The sequence below is a fragment of the Pseudomonas sp. NPDC089758 genome (assembly GCF_044748705.1).
Lineage (GTDB): Bacteria > Pseudomonadota > Gammaproteobacteria > Pseudomonadales > Pseudomonadaceae > Aquipseudomonas > Aquipseudomonas putida_X.
Map to the genome: position 1 here is coordinate 439,777 of NZ_JBIVGN010000001.1, position 15,486 is coordinate 455,262.

The 15,486-nt window shown below is 64.0% G+C and carries 18 protein-coding genes and 1 riboswitch; of the genes, 13 read left to right on the forward strand and 5 right to left on the reverse strand.

Annotation, left to right across the window (positions count from 1 at the left end):
* Positions 1-10 precede the first annotated feature (10 nt).
* Positions 11-304, reverse strand: a complete 294-nt coding sequence (locus ACIPZH_RS02125; protein ID WP_400634892.1) for a DUF1330 domain-containing protein — start codon at positions 302-304, stop codon at positions 11-13.
* Between the two features lie 78 nt (positions 305-382).
* Here ACIPZH_RS02125 and ribBA point away from each other — a divergent pair, with 78 nt between their 5' ends.
* The 10 genes from ribBA to ACIPZH_RS02175 all read left to right on the forward strand — a co-directional run bounded on the left by ribBA (position 383) and on the right by ACIPZH_RS02175 (position 10,882).
* The gene (gene ribBA, locus ACIPZH_RS02130) at positions 383-1,498 is read left to right on the forward strand and encodes a bifunctional 3,4-dihydroxy-2-butanone-4-phosphate synthase/GTP cyclohydrolase II (protein WP_400634894.1); all 1,116 of its coding nucleotides are present in this window, start codon (positions 383-385) and stop codon (positions 1,496-1,498) included.
* A gap of 310 nt (positions 1,499-1,808) precedes the next feature.
* The gene (locus ACIPZH_RS02135; RefSeq protein WP_267822750.1) at positions 1,809-2,834 is read left to right on the forward strand and encodes a polyamine ABC transporter substrate-binding protein; all 1,026 of its coding nucleotides are present in this window, start codon (positions 1,809-1,811) and stop codon (positions 2,832-2,834) included.
* A complete protein-coding gene (locus tag ACIPZH_RS02140; protein WP_267822748.1) occupies positions 2,831-3,748 on the forward strand; it encodes an ABC transporter permease in 918 nt (305 codons plus the stop codon). The genes ACIPZH_RS02135 and ACIPZH_RS02140 overlap by 4 nt, the downstream gene beginning before the upstream one ends.
* A 6-nt stretch (positions 3,749-3,754) precedes the next feature.
* On the forward strand, positions 3,755-4,564 hold the full coding sequence (locus ACIPZH_RS02145) for an ABC transporter permease (protein WP_400634897.1): 810 nt from the start codon (positions 3,755-3,757) through the stop codon (positions 4,562-4,564).
* Between the two features lie 19 nt (positions 4,565-4,583).
* Entirely contained in the window at positions 4,584-5,732 is a 1,149-nt protein-coding gene (locus ACIPZH_RS02150; RefSeq protein ID WP_400634898.1) for an ABC transporter ATP-binding protein, read from the forward strand.
* 384 nt (positions 5,733-6,116) lie between these two features.
* Positions 6,117-7,283, forward strand: a complete 1,167-nt coding sequence (locus ACIPZH_RS02155; protein WP_400634900.1) for a DUF1624 domain-containing protein — start codon at positions 6,117-6,119, stop codon at positions 7,281-7,283.
* 28 nt (positions 7,284-7,311) lie between these two features.
* A riboswitch (cobalamin riboswitch) is annotated at positions 7,312-7,510 on the forward strand.
* A gap of 109 nt (positions 7,511-7,619) precedes the next feature.
* On the forward strand, positions 7,620-8,630 hold the full coding sequence (locus ACIPZH_RS02160; protein ID WP_400634902.1) for an ABC transporter substrate-binding protein: 1,011 nt from the start codon (positions 7,620-7,622) through the stop codon (positions 8,628-8,630).
* The gene (locus ACIPZH_RS02165) at positions 8,630-9,646 is read left to right on the forward strand and encodes a FecCD family ABC transporter permease (RefSeq protein WP_400634904.1); all 1,017 of its coding nucleotides are present in this window, start codon (positions 8,630-8,632) and stop codon (positions 9,644-9,646) included. The genes ACIPZH_RS02160 and ACIPZH_RS02165 overlap by 1 nt, the downstream gene beginning before the upstream one ends.
* Complete coding sequence (locus ACIPZH_RS02170) at positions 9,643-10,431, forward strand: ABC transporter ATP-binding protein (RefSeq protein ID WP_400634905.1); 789 nt, start codon at positions 9,643-9,645, stop codon at positions 10,429-10,431. Before ACIPZH_RS02165 ends, ACIPZH_RS02170 begins: the two co-directional genes overlap by 4 nt.
* 16 nt (positions 10,432-10,447) lie before the next feature.
* Positions 10,448-10,882 carry a pseudoazurin gene (locus tag ACIPZH_RS02175; RefSeq protein WP_241803383.1) on the forward strand — a complete coding sequence of 145 codons (435 nt, stop codon included), beginning with the start codon at positions 10,448-10,450 and terminating at the stop codon, positions 10,880-10,882.
* A gap of 7 nt (positions 10,883-10,889) precedes the next feature.
* Here ACIPZH_RS02175 and ACIPZH_RS02180 read toward each other — a convergent pair whose 3' ends face one another.
* Positions 10,890-11,390, reverse strand: coding sequence for a GNAT family N-acetyltransferase (locus ACIPZH_RS02180; RefSeq protein WP_349974463.1), 501 nt, complete (start codon positions 11,388-11,390; stop codon positions 10,890-10,892).
* 117 nt (positions 11,391-11,507) lie between these two features.
* Between ACIPZH_RS02180 and ACIPZH_RS02185 the strand changes: the two genes are divergently transcribed.
* The 3 genes from ACIPZH_RS02185 (at position 11,508) to ACIPZH_RS02195 (ending at position 13,417) form a co-directional block, all read left to right on the forward strand.
* Positions 11,508-11,972: a hypothetical protein gene (locus ACIPZH_RS02185; RefSeq protein ID WP_241803381.1), complete on the forward strand. Its 465-nt coding sequence runs from the start codon at positions 11,508-11,510 to the stop codon at positions 11,970-11,972.
* Between the two features lie 158 nt (positions 11,973-12,130).
* On the forward strand, positions 12,131-12,517 hold the full coding sequence (locus ACIPZH_RS02190; protein ID WP_400634906.1) for a hypothetical protein: 387 nt from the start codon (positions 12,131-12,133) through the stop codon (positions 12,515-12,517).
* A gap of 123 nt (positions 12,518-12,640) precedes the next feature.
* Entirely contained in the window at positions 12,641-13,417 is a 777-nt protein-coding gene (locus ACIPZH_RS02195; RefSeq protein ID WP_267822727.1) for a ParA family protein, read from the forward strand.
* 21 nt (positions 13,418-13,438) lie between these two features.
* Here the strand turns inward: ACIPZH_RS02195 and ACIPZH_RS02200 are convergent, their stop codons facing one another.
* The 3 genes from ACIPZH_RS02200 to ACIPZH_RS02210 are packed head-to-tail and all read right to left on the reverse strand — an operon-like array spanning position 13,439 to position 15,472.
* Positions 13,439-14,173, reverse strand: coding sequence for an amino acid ABC transporter ATP-binding protein (locus ACIPZH_RS02200; RefSeq protein ID WP_267822725.1), 735 nt, complete (start codon positions 14,171-14,173; stop codon positions 13,439-13,441).
* Positions 14,160-14,807, reverse strand: a complete 648-nt coding sequence (locus ACIPZH_RS02205) for an amino acid ABC transporter permease (protein WP_267822723.1) — start codon at positions 14,805-14,807, stop codon at positions 14,160-14,162. The genes ACIPZH_RS02200 and ACIPZH_RS02205 overlap by 14 nt, the downstream gene beginning before the upstream one ends.
* Complete coding sequence (locus ACIPZH_RS02210; protein ID WP_400634909.1) at positions 14,807-15,472, reverse strand: amino acid ABC transporter permease; 666 nt, start codon at positions 15,470-15,472, stop codon at positions 14,807-14,809. The genes ACIPZH_RS02205 and ACIPZH_RS02210 overlap by 1 nt, the downstream gene beginning before the upstream one ends.
* Positions 15,473-15,486: the final 14 nt, after the last annotated feature.

Below are 15,486 nucleotides of genomic sequence, written 5' to 3' on the forward strand. Positions count from 1 at the left end.
CGCCCCGCGCTCAGGGCTCGAACCCTTCGACGATGATCACCTCAGCCTTGGCCACGCCGTGACGATGGCTGCACGCTCGTTGGTACAGCTCGGATCGATAGCAGGCCAGCGCCTGTTCGTAGGTCTGGAACTCGATCACCACGGTCCGCTGGGGCGTCGACCGCCCTTCCATCGCCTCGCTGCGCCCGCCCCGGGCCAGGAACCGCCCGCCGAATGCGGCAAAGGCGGCGGGCGCACATTGGGTGTATTGCTGATACTGCTCGGGGTCGGTCACGTCCACGTGGGCAATCCAATACGCTTTCATCCGCTACTCTCCTGATGCAAAACTATTTGTGTATGATGGTATACCATAATAATCACCCATTCACAGTGAGCGTTCAGCATGGCTTTCAACACGATCGAAGAACTCCTCGAGGACTACCGCCAAGGCAAGATGGTGCTGCTGGTGGACGACGAGGATCGGGAGAACGAGGGCGACCTGCTGATCGCCGCCGAGCGCTGTGACGCGCAGGCCATCAACTTCATGGCCCGCGAAGCGCGGGGCCTGATCTGCCTGACCCTGACCGACGAGCATTGTCAGCGCTTGGGGCTGGAGCAGATGGTACCGGCCAACGGCAGCGCGTTCAGCACCGCCTTCACCGTATCCATCGAGGCGGCCACGGGGGTGACCACGGGCATTTCTGCGGCTGACAGGGCGCGCACCGTGGCCGCAGCCATGGCCGCCGATGCCCGCCCGGCGGATCTGGTGCAGCCCGGCCACATCTTCCCATTGCGTGCCCGCGAAGGCGGTGTGCTGAACCGCGCCGGCCATACCGAAGCGGGTTGCGACCTGGCACGCCTGGCCGGTTTTGCCCCGGCTTCGGTGATCGTCGAGGTGCTCAACGATGACGGCACCATGGCCCGCCGACCGGACCTGGAAGTGTTCGCCGCCCGGCACGGCATCAAGATCGGCACCATCGCTGACCTGATCCACTATCGCCTGAGCACCGAGCAGACCATCAAGCGCATCGGTGAGCGCGAGTTGCCGACCGTGCACGGCACCTTCCGCCTGGTGACCTATGAAGACCGTATCGAAGGTGGTGTGCACATGGCCATGGTGATGGGCGATATCCGCCGCGAGCAGCCGACGTTGGTGCGCGTGCACGTCATCGACCCGTTGCGCGACCTGGTCGGTGCCGAGTATGCCGGGCCGGCGAACTGGACCTTGTGGGCTGCGCTGGAGAAGGTCGCGGAGGAAGGTGCCGGGGTGGTGGTGATCCTGGCCAACCATGAATCATCCCAGGCGCTGCTCGAACGCATCCCGCAACTGACCCAGCCGCTGCGTCCGTACCAGCGGGGCCAGTCGAAGGTGTACTCGGAAGTCGGCACTGGCGCGCAGATTCTCCAGGACCTGGGCGTCGGCAAGCTCCGCCACCTGGGCCCCCCGCTCAAATACGCGGGCCTGGCGGGCTATGAGCTGGAAGTGGTCCAAAGCATCCCCTTCCAAGCCCAGAGCTGAAAGCTCCAAGCCGCAAGCTGCAAGCTCCAAGCAAAAGCCGATCTGCGGCACGACGCGATCCGCTTCTACTTGCAGCTTGCAGCTTGAAGCTTGCAGCTCACAGCAGACAAGAGTGATGGCCGGTAGCCTCTCCCTCTTGCCAAAATCTTGGAATACCATAATATGATATCCCGTAGACCTTGAAATCGCAGGCCGCTACCTACACTTACCCAACGGCCACCGACACTTTGTTTTAGCTGCTCCCCGAATACTGTTGGCGGGCGCACTACCAGCCCCGCCTCGAATAACAAAAAGCAACGAGGGCGTAACCATGCTGTTGAGCAAACGTGTAACCGCAGTGCTGTCCGCCAGCCTGCTGACCCTGGCATGTCAGGCGACCCAGGCCGCTGACAGCCTCAACTTCGTCAGCTGGGGCGGTACCACCCAGGACGCCCAGAAAGAAGCATGGGCCGTACCTTTCAGCAAATCGACCAACATCAAAGTGGTACAGGACGGCCCGACCGACTACGGCAAGCTCAAGGCCATGGTCGAGAGCGGCAACGTGCAGTGGGACGTGGTCGACGTGGAAGCCGACTTCGCCCTGCGTGCCGCCAGTGAGGGCCTGCTCGAACCCCTCGATTTCAACACCATCGCGCGCGACAAGATCGACCCACGCTTCGTCTCCGACCATGGCGTCGGTTCGTTCTTCTTCTCGTTCGTGCTCGGCTACAACGAAGGCAAGCTCGGCGCCAACAAGCCGGTGGACTGGACCGCCCTGTTCGACACAAAGACCTACCCCGGCAAACGCGCCCTGTACAAGTGGCCGAGCCCCGGCGTGCTGGAACTGGCCCTGCTGGCTGACGGCGTGCCGGCTGACAAGCTCTACCCGCTGGACCTGGACCGCGCCTTCAAGAAGCTCGACACCATCAAGAAAGACATCGTCTGGTGGGGCGGTGGGGCCCAGTCGCAGCAATTGCTGGCCTCCGGTGAAGCCTCGCTTGGCCAGTTCTGGAACGGCCGCGTCTACGCCCTGCAGCAAGATGGAGCGCCAGTGGGCGTGAGCTGGAAGCAAAACCTGGTCATGGCCGATTTCCTGGTCATCCCCAAGGGCGCCAAGAACAAGGACGCGGCCATGAAGTTCCTGGCCCAGGCCAGCAGCGCCGAAGGCCAGGCCGATTTCGCCAACAAGACCGCCTACGCGCCGGTGAACCTGGACAGCGTGGCCAAACTCGACAAAGACCTCGCGCAGAACCTGCCGACCGCCTACGCCCAGGACCAGGTAACCCTGGACTTCGCCTACTGGGCCAAGAACGGCCAGGCCATCGCCGCGCGCTGGAATGAGTGGTTGGTGAAATGAAAGTCGCCATCAACGCCCTGCAAAACGCGCAAGGTGCCCCCACGGGCGCCGGCGCCCCCGGGACGGCCCCGCGCCGCATGAGCCTCGGCCAGCGCTGGAAAGGCAGCCGCAACCTGTTGCCTGCCCTGCTGTTCCTTGGCCTGTTCTTCTTCGCCCCGCTGATCGGCCTGTTGCTGCGCGGGGTGCTGGAGCCCGTGCCGGGGCTGGGCAACTACGAGCAGCTGTTCGCCAACTCGGCGTATGCGCGGGTCTTGTTCAACACCTTTTCGGTTGCCGGCGTCGTCACCCTGATCAGCGTGTTGCTGGGCTTCCCGCTGGCCTGGGCAATCACCCTGGTGCCCAACGGCTGGGGCCGCTGGTTGCTGAACATCGTGCTGTTGTCGATGTGGACCAGCCTGTTGGCGCGCACTTACTCGTGGCTGGTGCTGCTGCAGGGTTCGGGGGTGATCAACAAGGCGTTGATGGCGCTGGGCATCATCGATGCCCCGTTGGAAATGGTGCACAACCTGACCGGCGTGGTGATCGGCATGAGCTACATCATGATCCCGTTCATCGTGCTGCCACTGCAGGCGACCATGCACGCCATCGACCCGATGGTGCTGCAGGCCGGCTCCATCTGCGGCGCAAGCCCCTGGACCAACTTCTGGAAGGTGTTCCTGCCGCTGTGCCGCTCGGGGCTGTTCTCCGGTGCGCTGATGGTGTTCGTCATGTCGCTGGGCTACTACGTCACCCCGGCCCTGCTGGGTGGCGCGCAGAACATGATGCTGCCCGAATTCATCATCCAGCAGGTGCAATCGTTCCTCAATTGGGGCCTGGCCAGCGCCGCCGCCGCACTGCTGGTGGTCATCACCCTGGTGCTCTTCTACCTGTACCTGAAGCTGCAACCGGAGTCCCCGGTCGGCAACGCGAGGTAAACCGCCATGCTTCTGTCTCCCAATGCCATGGGGCGCCCGCTGCGCACGGGCCTGTACCTGACCACCGGCGTGATTGCGGCCTTCCTGCTGCTGCCGGTCGTTTTCATCATCCTGCTGTCGTTCGGCTCATCGCAATGGCTGGTATTCCCGCCACCAGGCTGGACCTTCAAATGGTATGCCCAGTTCTTCGCCAACCCTGAGTGGATGGACGCCGCCCTGGCCAGCTTCAAGGTCGCCGTGCTGACCACCATCGCCGCCGTGCTGCTGGGCCTGCCTACCGCATTCGCCCTGGTGCGTGGCCGCTTCCCTGGCCGCGAAATGCTCTATGGGCTGTTCACCATGCCGATGATCGTGCCGCTGGTGATCATTGCCGTGGCGGTGTATGCACTGTTCCTGAAGCTCGGCTACACCGGCACGCTGTTCGCCTTCGTGGTCAGCCATGTGATCGTCGCCCTGCCCTTCACCATCATTTCGATCATCAACTCGCTCAAGCTGTTCGACCAATCGATCGAGGACGCCGCGGTGATCTGCGGCGCCTCGCGCCTGCAGGCGATCTTCAAGGTGACCTTCCCGGCCATTCGCCCGGGGATGATCGCCGGCGGGCTGTTCGCCTTCCTGGTCTCGTGGGACGAGGTGGTACTGAGCGTGATGATGGCCAGCCCCGACCTGCAAACCTTGCCCGTCAAGATGTGGACCACCCTGCGCCAGGACCTGAGCCCAGTGATCGCCGTCGCCTCGACGCTGCTGATCGGCCTGCCGCTGTTGGTCATGGTCATTGCCGCCGCCTTGCGCCGGCGCACCGAAACGAACGCCTGAGCGCCCGGAGAAAACAACAATGAGTGCAGTGATCAAAGACAACGCGCACAACAAGACCCTGGTCAGCCTGCGCGGCCTGAACAAGCATTACGGTGACTTCACCGCCGTGGATAATCTGGACCTGGAAATCCAGGACGGCGAGTTCCTCACCTTCCTCGGCTCCAGCGGCTCGGGCAAGTCCACCACGCTGTCGATGCTGGCCGGGTTCGAGACGCCCAGCAGCGGCGAGATTCTGGTCGAGGGGCAGTCGCTGGTGAATGTGCCACCACACAAGCGCGACATCGGCATGGTGTTCCAGCGCTACTCGCTGTTCCCGCACCTGAATGTGCGTGACAACATCGCTTTCCCCTTGGCCATCCGCAAGCTCAGCGCTGCTGAAACCCAGAAGCGGGTCGATGCCATGCTCAAGTTGGTACAGCTGGAGGCGTTCGCCCATCGCAAGCCTTCGCAGATGTCGGGCGGCCAGCAACAGCGGGTGGCGATTGCCCGCGCCTTGGTATACGAACCTCGTATCCTGCTGATGGACGAGCCCCTTGGCGCACTGGACAAGAAACTGCGCGAAGACCTGCAGGATGAACTGCGCCAGTTGCACCGCCGGCTGGGCATCACCATCGTCTACGTCACCCACGACCAGGAAGAAGCCATGCGTCTGTCCCAGCGCATCGCCATCTTCAGCCACGGCAAGATCGTCGGCCTGGGCACCGGTTATGACCTCTACCAGAATCCACCCAACGCCTTTGTCGCCTCGTTCCTGGGCAATTCCAACTTCCTGCGCATCACGGCCACCAGCAACGGCGCTGGCAGCTTCGAAGGCCAGCCGGTGGCGATCCGCCTGACGCCTGGCCTGGCGGCGGGGCAAGATGCGTTGATCATGGTACGCCCGGAAAAGGCCCTGGCACTCACCACCGAGCAAGCGGCACGCCAACCGTTGCCAGCGGGCTGGAACGAAGTGATTGCCAAGGTCGGCGAAGTGCTGTTCCTCGGCGAAAGCCAGACCTGCCATGTGATGACCCCAGGCGGGACCGAACTGACCGTGAAAGCTCTCTCGGCTGCGGGGATGTCCATGCAGCCTGGCGATACCGTGAAGGTCCGCTGGGCGGTTGCAGATGCCTGCATCTACACCCAATGGGCGCAAAGCGACCTGAGCAAGTCGGCCGGCGCGCACTGAGGAGCAGCAGTAGATGGATGATTGACGCGCATCGTGACCAATCCTCGCATGCGCGTTCCAGGTGCCAGGCGCTGACCCGCGGCGTCCTTAGCGGAGCTGTAATAGCCCCAGCGCGCTCGACGGGAGCAGCGAGCATCTGGGGCCGCTGTGCGGCCCATCGCCGGCAAGCCCGGCTCCCACCTGGATTGCGCCGGCTATTGGAAATTGGGCAAGACCGTTGCTTGCACAGGTAAGCGCAGGCTTGAAGAACTGCGCGGTCGCGGTGGGAGCCGGCTTGCCGGCGATGAGGCCTGCACAGCCACTGCAAAAAATCACTACCTTGCGCAGGTGAAAATGTTAGAAAATAACATTTCATTTGACATACAGCCTGCCTGCGATACCTCCATGACAAGCTCCGCCGCCACCCCAACCCTGCTCACCCAGCGCCTGCAGAGCATCGATGCCCTGCGCGGTCTGGTGATCCTGTTCATGCTGCTCGACCACGTTCGCGAAACCTTCTTCCTGCACCACCAGGTCAGCGACCCGATGAGCATCGACACCACCGACCCGTCGCTGTTCTTCAGCCGCACCCTGGCCCACCTCTGCGCCCCGGTGTTCGTCCTGCTGACCGGCCTGTCGGCCTGGCTGTACGGCGAGAAATATCAGGGCCGCAGCGATGTCTCGGCGTTCCTGTTCAAGCGCGGCCTGTTCCTGGTGGTGCTGGAGTTCACCCTGGTGAACTTCGCCTGGACCTTCCAGCTGCCCCCCAGTGTCATCTACCTGCAGGTGATCTGGGCCATCGGGGTAAGCATGATCGCCCTGTCGCTGCTGGTGTGGCTGCCGCGCCCGGCGCTGATTGTGCTGGGCGCAGTGATCATCGCCGGCCACAACCTGCTCGACGGCCTGCACTTTGGCACCGAGTCGGCGCTGCATGTGCCGTGGGCGATCCTGCATGACCGTGGCTGGCTGGAACTTTCTGACAGCCTGCGCCTGCGCACCTCCTACCCGGTACTGCCGTGGATCGGCGTGATTGCCTTGGGCTATGGCCTGGGCCCATGGTTCGCCCGTGGCAGCGATGCCGGCCAGCGTCAGTACCGCCTGCTGCTGGCAGGGGTCATCGCCCTGCTCGGCTTCATGGTGCTGCGCATGCTCAATGGCTACGGCGAGGCGCCGTGGAGCGGCTACCCGACGCTTACCCAGACCGTGATGAGTTTCTTCAACATCACCAAATACCCGCCCTCGTTGCTGTTCCTGGCCCTGACCCTGGGCTGCGGCCTGCTGCTGCTGCGCGCCTTCGAACGTGCAGGGCAAACACGCTGGATCGGTGCCCTGGCGGTGTTCGGCGCGGCGCCGATGTTCTTCTACCTGCTGCACCTGTACGTGCTGAAACTGCTGTACCTGGCCAGCGTCGCCCTGTTCGGCCGCAATCACGGCGATTACTTCGGGCTCGACGGCATGGGCGCGGTGTGGCTGGGCGCTGTGCTGCTGGCCGTGGCGCTGTACCTGCCGGTGCACTGGTTTGCCAGGCTCAAGGCGCGCCGCCGCGACATCACCTGGCTCAAGTACTTCTGATTCAGCGTTTTCACCGGCTGCCTGATGGTCTACCATGCGGGCCGCCGGTTTCCACCACGGAAACAATAGGGAATCCCAAGCCGCCCAGGCGCGCCAAACGGAACTGCCCCCGCAACTGTAGGTGCCGAGCCCGCTCCATCGATGCCACTGGATCCGCTGATCCGGGAAGGCCGGAGCCGGGTGATGACGCACCAGTCAGGAGACCTGCCGGCTTACATCTACCAACCGGCGGGGTGTCCGGGATTGGCCATCAGAGTTGCCCCTGTCGCATGAGGGGCTCGGCGATGCCTGTCCGCGCGTTCCTTCCGTGAACTGTCCGATAGGAGATCGCCCCGCATGCTGTCCCGTTTCGCCACCCTGCTTGTCGGCCTGAGCCTCACGGGCGCGGCACAGGCCGCCGTCACGCATTATCCGCTGACCGTGGACAACTGCGGCATGCCGCAAACCTTCGCCCACGCCCCCGCACGCGCTGTGACCATCGGCCAGGCCGGCACCGAAATCCTCTACGCGCTGGGGTTGGGCGACAAGCTGGCCGGCACTTCGCTGTGGTTCAACAACGTCTTGCCCGAGTACAAGGCGCAGAATGACAAGGTGCCGCGCCTGGCCGACAACGACCCAAGCTTCGAAGCGGTGGTGGGCAAGCGCCCCGAACTTGTGGCGGTACAGTTCGAATGGATGGTTGGCGCCCAAGGCGTGGTCGCGACCCGTGAGCAGTTCAACGAACTGAAGATTCCCACCTACCTGCTGCCCTCGGACTGCGAAGGCAAGGACAACCTGGTGGGGGCCGATGGCACGCGGCTGCAGGCGTTTCAGGTCCAGAGCATCTACAAGAGCGTCAGCCAGCTGGCAGAAATCTTCGACGTCCAGGACCGTGGCGCGGCACTGAACAGCGACCTCCAGGCACGCCTGGACGGCGCCAGGCAACAACTGGCCGGCAAAGACCTGAGCCAGACCTCTGCGCTGTTCTGGTTCTCCAGCGCCGACCTCGACATCGACCCCTACGTCGCGGGCCGCCAGGGCGTGGCAGACTTCATGCTGCGCACCCTGGGTGTGCGCAACGTGGTCGAGTCCACCGAAGAATGGCCCACGGTGGGTTGGGAAACCCTCGCCAAGGCCAACCCGACGTGGCTGATCATCGCCCGCATGGATCGCCGCCGCTTTCCGGCCGACGACTACCAGAAGAAGCTCGACTTCCTGCACAGCGACCCGGTAACCAAGCACATGGATGCCGTGAAAAACAACCGCATCATCATCCTCGACGCCGATGCCATGCAGGCCGGTATCCGCCTGTTCCGGGGCCTGCAGACCCTGTCGGCAGCCTTCGCCAGCGGTAAAGCGGCGCCGTGATGAAGCGTCTGTTGCCCTGCTCTGCACTGGCCCTGATGGCCCTGCTCGGCGCACTGCTCGCCGGCACTGCCATCGGCGAGACCAGCGTGTCACCCCGCGTGGTGTACCAGGTATTGGCCAACCAGCTGTGGCAGGCCGGTTACCCGATCGACCCGATCGACGCCGGTATCGTCTGGAACTACCGCCTGACGCGCACGCTGGTCGCCGCCGCCTGCGGCGCAGGGCTGGCGACCTGTGGGGTGATCCTGCAGGCACTGCTGCGCAACCCGCTGGCCGAACCCTACCTGCTGGGCCTGTCAGCCGGGGCATCGACCGGCGCCGTGCTGGTGGGCCTGCTGGGCCTGGGCAGCATTGCCCTGAGCATGTCCGGCGGCGCCTTCGTCGGCGCCGTCGCAGCCTTCGCGCTGGTCCTGGTGCTGGCCCGCGCAGCTGGCCCGAGCAGCAACAATGCCCAAGTGATCCTGGCAGGGATTGCCGGCTCGCAACTGTTCAACGCCCTGACGGCGTTTCTGATCACCAAATCAGCCACCGCCGAGCAGGCTCGCGGCATCCTGTTCTGGCTGCTGGGCAACCTCAGTGGCGTGCGTTGGCCATCCGTATGGCTGGCCATGCCGGTGGCACTGTTCGGGCTGGTGGTGTGCCTGTGGCACCGGCGCACACTGGACGCCTTCACCTTCGGCGCTGATTCGGCGGCGTCGATGGGCATCGCGGTGCGGCGCAGCCAATTGCTGCTGATCAGCTGCGCGGCGCTGGTGACGGCAGTGATGGTGTCCATCGTCGGCGCCATCGGTTTTGTCGGGCTGGTCATCCCGCATGCCCTGCGCCTGTTGCTCGGCCCAGGACACAGCCGCCTGCTGCCGGCCAGCGCCTTGGGCGGTGCGCTGTTCCTGATCGCCGCAGACATGCTTTCGCGCACGCTGATCCCGGGCCAGGTGATCCCGGTAGGGGTGGTCACAGCGCTGATAGGCGCACCGGTGTTTGCGCTGATCCTGGTCAGCCGCAGGGGGCGCGCATGACGGCCATGACACCGCCGAAAGTCGCTCCGCTCGCCTGCCAAGGCTTGGGTTTGCAACTGGCGGGCAACCCCGTGCTACGCGACATCAACCTGACGGTCGTCGCCGGTGAAACCCTTGGCATCGTCGGCCCGAATGGCTCCGGTAAATCATCCCTGCTCAAACTGCTGGCCGGGCTGCGCACGCCGCATAGCGGCGGCGTGCAATTGCTCGGCGAGCCGCTTGCACGCCTGCCGCGTCGGCGCATCGCCCAGGCCTTGGCGCTGGTCGAGCAACAGGCCGACACCCTCGACGCCATCAGCGTGTTCGACGCCGTGGCGCTAGGGCGTACCCCATGGTTGTCCGCCCTGGCGCCGTTTTCCCAGGAGGATCGTACGATCGTCGAGCAGGCCCTGGCCGACCTCGATGCCTCGCACCTGCGTAGCCGTATCTGGGGTTCGCTGTCCGGTGGCGAACGCCAGCGCGTACACATTGCCCGCGCCCTGGCCCAGCGCCCGCAGGTGCTGCTGCTCGACGAGCCGACCAACCACCTCGACATCCAGCATCAGCTGAGCCTGCTGCAACAGGTACAGGCGTTACCGCTAACCACCCTGGTGGCCCTGCACGACCTGAACCAGGCACTGACCTGCGACCGCGTGGCGGTGCTCGAACACGGCCGCCTGGTCGCCCTCGGCGATCCGCTTGAGGTACTGACCCCCGAGCGTTTGCTGAGCACCTTCGGCGTACACGCCCGCTACCTCACCGACCCCTTCGACGGCGCGCGCATCCTGCGCTTTCGCGCCCCCTGAACCAGGAAGCTCCGGCATGCTGTTGCGCACTACCGTCCTGCTGCTCGCCAGCGCTGTGCTACCTCTCGCCGCGCTGGCCGATGTGCACGAAGTGAAGATGCTCAACCGCGGGGCGGCAGGCTCGATGATCTACGAGCCCGACCACCTGCGTATCGCTCCGGGTGATACGGTACGTTTCGTGCCGACCCAGAGCGGCCACAACGCAGCCAGCCTGCCCGGGTTGCTACCGGAGGGCGCCGTGGCCTTCAAGAGCAAGCTGAACCAGCCCTTCGAGCAGACCTTCACGGTGCCAGGGGTGTACGGCATCCAGTGCATCCCGCACCTGGCGATGGGCATGGTGATGCTGATTCAGGTAGGCGATGCCCGCTTGACCGAATTGCCAGCGGCGTTGCCTGCCCGGGCACGCACGCGCCTGGCAGCTCAACTGCAGCAGTTGGAGGCCGGCCAATGACCGGTTCCTAAAGCGCCTGCCACTGCTCCATGTGCGTAGTCAGCCACACCGGGTCATCCTCTACGTCGACCACCACAAAGCCCTGGCGCTCCCAGAACCGGATCGCACCCGGCAGAAACGGATGGGTGTGCAGGTACAGGCAGTCGACACCTGCCTCGACGGCGTGCTCACGCAAGGCCTGGAACAACGCCGCGGCCAAGCCGTTGCGCCGGTAGCCGGGCAGCACGAACAGGCGCACGATTTCAACGACGCGTTTGCCGTGATAATCGAGCTGATGAAAGCGATGGTCGTAGGGCTGGTAGCCGATGGTTGCGATCAAGGTGCCGTTATCCCGGGCTTCCAGAAAATGCCCGTCGCCATCGAGGTAGGTCGCCTCGAAATCGGCCAGGTCTTTGGGCAGAGGTGAATGGGCGAGCATGGGGAAGAGCTCCCGGCGGGCCTTGTCGACGAAGGCTACGACTTCATCGATGGCGTCACGGCCGGGTGTTTGGAAAGTCCAGTCGGGCATGGGATTGAAGCGATGGCCTGAAAAAAGGTTCCCTACCCTACCGCATCGGACGGCCCAATGCATGGCCGGCCCGATCTCGCTATAATCCTCGCCCTAGAACGCGCCCAAGGCCAGCCCATGCCCCGCCTCTGCAAGTTGTTGCTGCCGCTGTTGTTTGCCGCTGCCCTCACCGCCTGCGACCAGAAACCGACCCGCGAAGAGCAGATCGTGGCCATGCTGCCGCTGCAGGAAGCCTACGAGCACAACATAGACCGCATGGCGTCGCTGCTCACCCGCACTCACCCGCAACTCGACGAAGAGACAATCCGCAGCGTGCTGCGCAAGCACCTCACGGTCGAGGACCAGCGCCAGGACCTGTTCAAGCTCTACAGCGAAAAGAACTTCAGCGACGCCGAGTTCGCCACCATCGTCCAGGTCACCCGCGACCCCGCCAAGGCCCAGGCCCTGGAGCAGACCGAGGACGGCCAGCGGCTGAGCGCCAAGCTTACCCGGCTGATGCGCGAGACCGCACGCGACGAGAAGGCCCAGGCGCTGGCACAGAAGCGCTTGCAGCAGGTGGAGGACGAGCTGAATGGGTTGTAACCGCGCAGTACTGTAGGCGCTGCGACCCTCTCACTGGGAGTGGCGCAGGCGCACAGCGAAGCTGACAGGCGTTCAATGGCGGCCACCCGTCGGTTGCACGGCACCTCCCACCCCGCCGGCCAGCCGAAGATTGGGTAATCACTTTACTGGAGATCACCATGAAACGGTTGACCCATCATGCGCTGCTGCTCGCCCTTTGCCTGGGCGCCGGCACATCCGCCGCCTTGGCGGCGACCGACATCAACGACAACGGTAACTCGCCCCCAGGCCCTGGCACGATGGCAGTCGACAAGGGTGGTGCGACGGGCGCGGGTGTGCCTGCCGATGCCACCGGCAGCGGAACGGGCAGCAACGACACCGACAACACTGGCGGAGATGGCACTACCAAAGGCGCGGAGAGCAGTGGATCCCAGGGCTCCGGTGGGGCTTCAGGCTCTGGCAGTGGTAGCGGCGGTAGTGGTAGCGGCGGTAGTGGTAGCGGCAGCAGTGGAAGCGGCGGTAGTAGTAGCGGCAGCAGTGGAAGCGGGTCAGGGAGCGGCGGCTGAGCAGGTCCCGCGGAGGCCGGGTTTATCGTGACCAGATGTAACGGTCGCTGTCATAAAACTGTCGTGTATTGGTCATAGGATTGACCCCAACCTGACATTTCTCTCTTCATGGATGAGCGTCCAATGCGTCGTGTGGTTTTCAATCAGAAAGGTGGCGTGGGCAAATCCAGCATCGCCTGCAACCTTGCCGCCGCCAGTGCAGCCGAAGGTTACCGCACGTTGCTGGTGGACCTCGACGCACAGGCCAACGCCACCTACTACCTCACTGGCCTGGCCAACGACGCCATACCCGCCGGCATCGCCGATTTCTTTCGCCAGACGCTGTCGCCCGTCACCGCTGCGGGCAAGAAGCACCGCGTGGCAATCACCGAAACCCGTTACCGTAACCTGCACCTGGTGACCGCCAGCCCCGACCTCAGCGACTTGCAGAGCAAACTGCAGAGCAAGTTCAAGATCAACAAGCTGCGCAAGCTGCTGCTGGCGCTGAGCGAGGATTACGAACGGATCTATATCGACACCCCGCCTGCGCTCAACTTCTATACCCTCAGCGCCTTGGTGGCGGCTGAGCGCCTGTTGATCCCGTTCGACTGCGACAGCTTCTCGCGCCAGGCGCTGCACAGTGTCATGGCCCAGGTCGAGGAACTGCGCCTGGACCACAACCCCGCGCTGCACGTGGAAGGCGTGGTGGTCAACCAGTTCGCCGGCCGCACAGCATTGCATCAGACGTTGGTTGACCAACTGCGCAGCGAGGGCATGCCAGTGCTGCCGGTGTATTTGAGCAGCTCGATCAAGATGCGAGAGTCGCACCTGGCGTCGGTGCCGCTGGTACACCTGGCACCGCGGCACAAACTGGCGATGGAGTTCGTCGACCTGCTGGACGTGCTGGAGCGGGCGGCCTGAGCTGCAGCCGCCGAGGCAGGCTCAGGCCGATACCACCGAGCCGATGAAATTGGCCAGCTCGGCCGTTTGCGGTGCAGCGAACACTTCACGCGGGTTACCCACTTCATGCACCTTGCCATGGTGCATGAACACCAGCTTGTCGCCCACTTCGCGGGCAAAGCGCATCTCATGGGTGACCATGATCAAGGTCATGCCTTCGCTGGCCAGCTGGCGCACCACGCCCAACACCTCGTTGACCAGCTCGGGGTCGAGCGCCGAGGTGATTTCGTCGCACAGCAGCACCCTGGGCGACATGGCCAGCGCCCTCGCGATCGCCACCCGCTGTTGCTGGCCACCGGAAAGCCGATCAGGGTAGGCATCGAACTTCTCCGCCAGGCCTACCCGCGCCAGCATCTGTTCAGCCAATTGGCGCGCTTGAGCCCTGTTGGCCTTCTTCACCACCTGGGGCGCGAGCATCACGTTCTCGCCCACGCTCAGGTGCGGGAACAGGTTGAACTGCTGGAACACCATGCCCACCTTCTGCCGCAGGGAGCGCAAGTCGGCGCGTCCGGCATCGAGGTACTCACCGTCCACTTCGATCACGCCATCGCTGATCGACTCCAGGCCATTGAGGGTGCGCAACAAGGTACTTTTGCCCGAGCCGCTGCGGCCGATGATCGCGACCACCTCGCCCTCCTCGATGCTCAGGTCGACGCCCTTGAGCACATGGTTGTCGCCGTAGTATTTGTGCAGCGCGGACACTCTAAGCAGGGGCATGCAGCCTCCTTTCCAGATAACGGGCGCTCAGCGAGAGCGGGTAACAGAGGATGAAGTAACCCAGCGCAACCAGGCCATAGACCATGAACGGCTCGAAGGTGGCGTTGGCCAGCATGCCGCCGGTCTTGGTCAACTCGGTGAAACCGATGATCGAGGTGACGGCAGTACCTTTGACCACCTGCACCGAAAAGCCCACGGTCGGCGCGACGGCGATGCGCAACGCCTGTGGCAGGATCACATGGCGCAGTTGCTCCATGCGGCTCATTGCCAGGCTACCGGACGCCTCCCACTGACCGTTTGGAATGGACTCGACACAACCACGCCAGATCTCGGCAAGAAACGCACTGGTGAACAGGGTCAGGGCAATGGCTGCCGCCATCCAGGCAGACACATCCAGGCCGAACAAGGCAATGCCGAAAAACACCATGAACAGTTGCATCAGCAATGGTGTGCCTTGAAACAGCTCGATGTAACCGCGCGCCAGGCCACGCAGCCACGGCGATTGAGAAATGCGGGCGACCAGCACCAGCAGCCCGGCCAAGCCACCGCACAAGAACGCCACCAGCGACAGCAGCAAGGTCCATTGCAGGCCGATCAGCAGGTTGCGCAGGATGTCCCAGAAGGTGAAGTCCATTAGCGTTTCCCCATCAGCAGACGTTGCCCCAGCCATGCCAGCAATTGGCGCAGAGCGATGGCCATGACCAGGTAGAGCACGGTGGTCAGCAGGTAGGTTTCGAATGCGCGGAAGTTGCGCGACTGGATGAAGTTGGCGGCGAACGACAGCTCCTCGGTGGCGATTTGCGAGCACACCGCCGAGCCGAGCATGACGATCACGATCTGGCTGGTCAGTGCCGGCCATACCTTGGCCAGGGCCGGCTGCAGCACCACATGCCGAAAGGCCTCGAAGCGGCTCATGGCCAAGGCCGCGGCAGCTTCCAGCTGGCCTTTGGGAATGGCCTGAATGCCCGCCCTGATGATCTCGGTGGAGTAGGCCCCCAGGTTGATCACCATGGCCAGCACCGCCGCCTGCCACTCGGTCAGGCGAATGCCCAGTGCCGGCAGGCCGAAGAAGATGAAGAACAGCTGGACGATGAAGGGCGTGTTGCGGATCAGCTCCACGTACAAGCCAAACAGCGTGTCGAAGGGGCGCACACGCCAGGCGCGTACACCCGCGCCGAGCACGCCGATGGCCACGCCCAGCAAGGTGCCGACCGCCGTAAGCTGCAGGGTGAACCAGGCGCCCTTGAGCAACAAGGGGGCCTGGGCCAGCACAGGGGCGAAGTCGAATTCATAGGCCATGGTGGCAGGCTCCG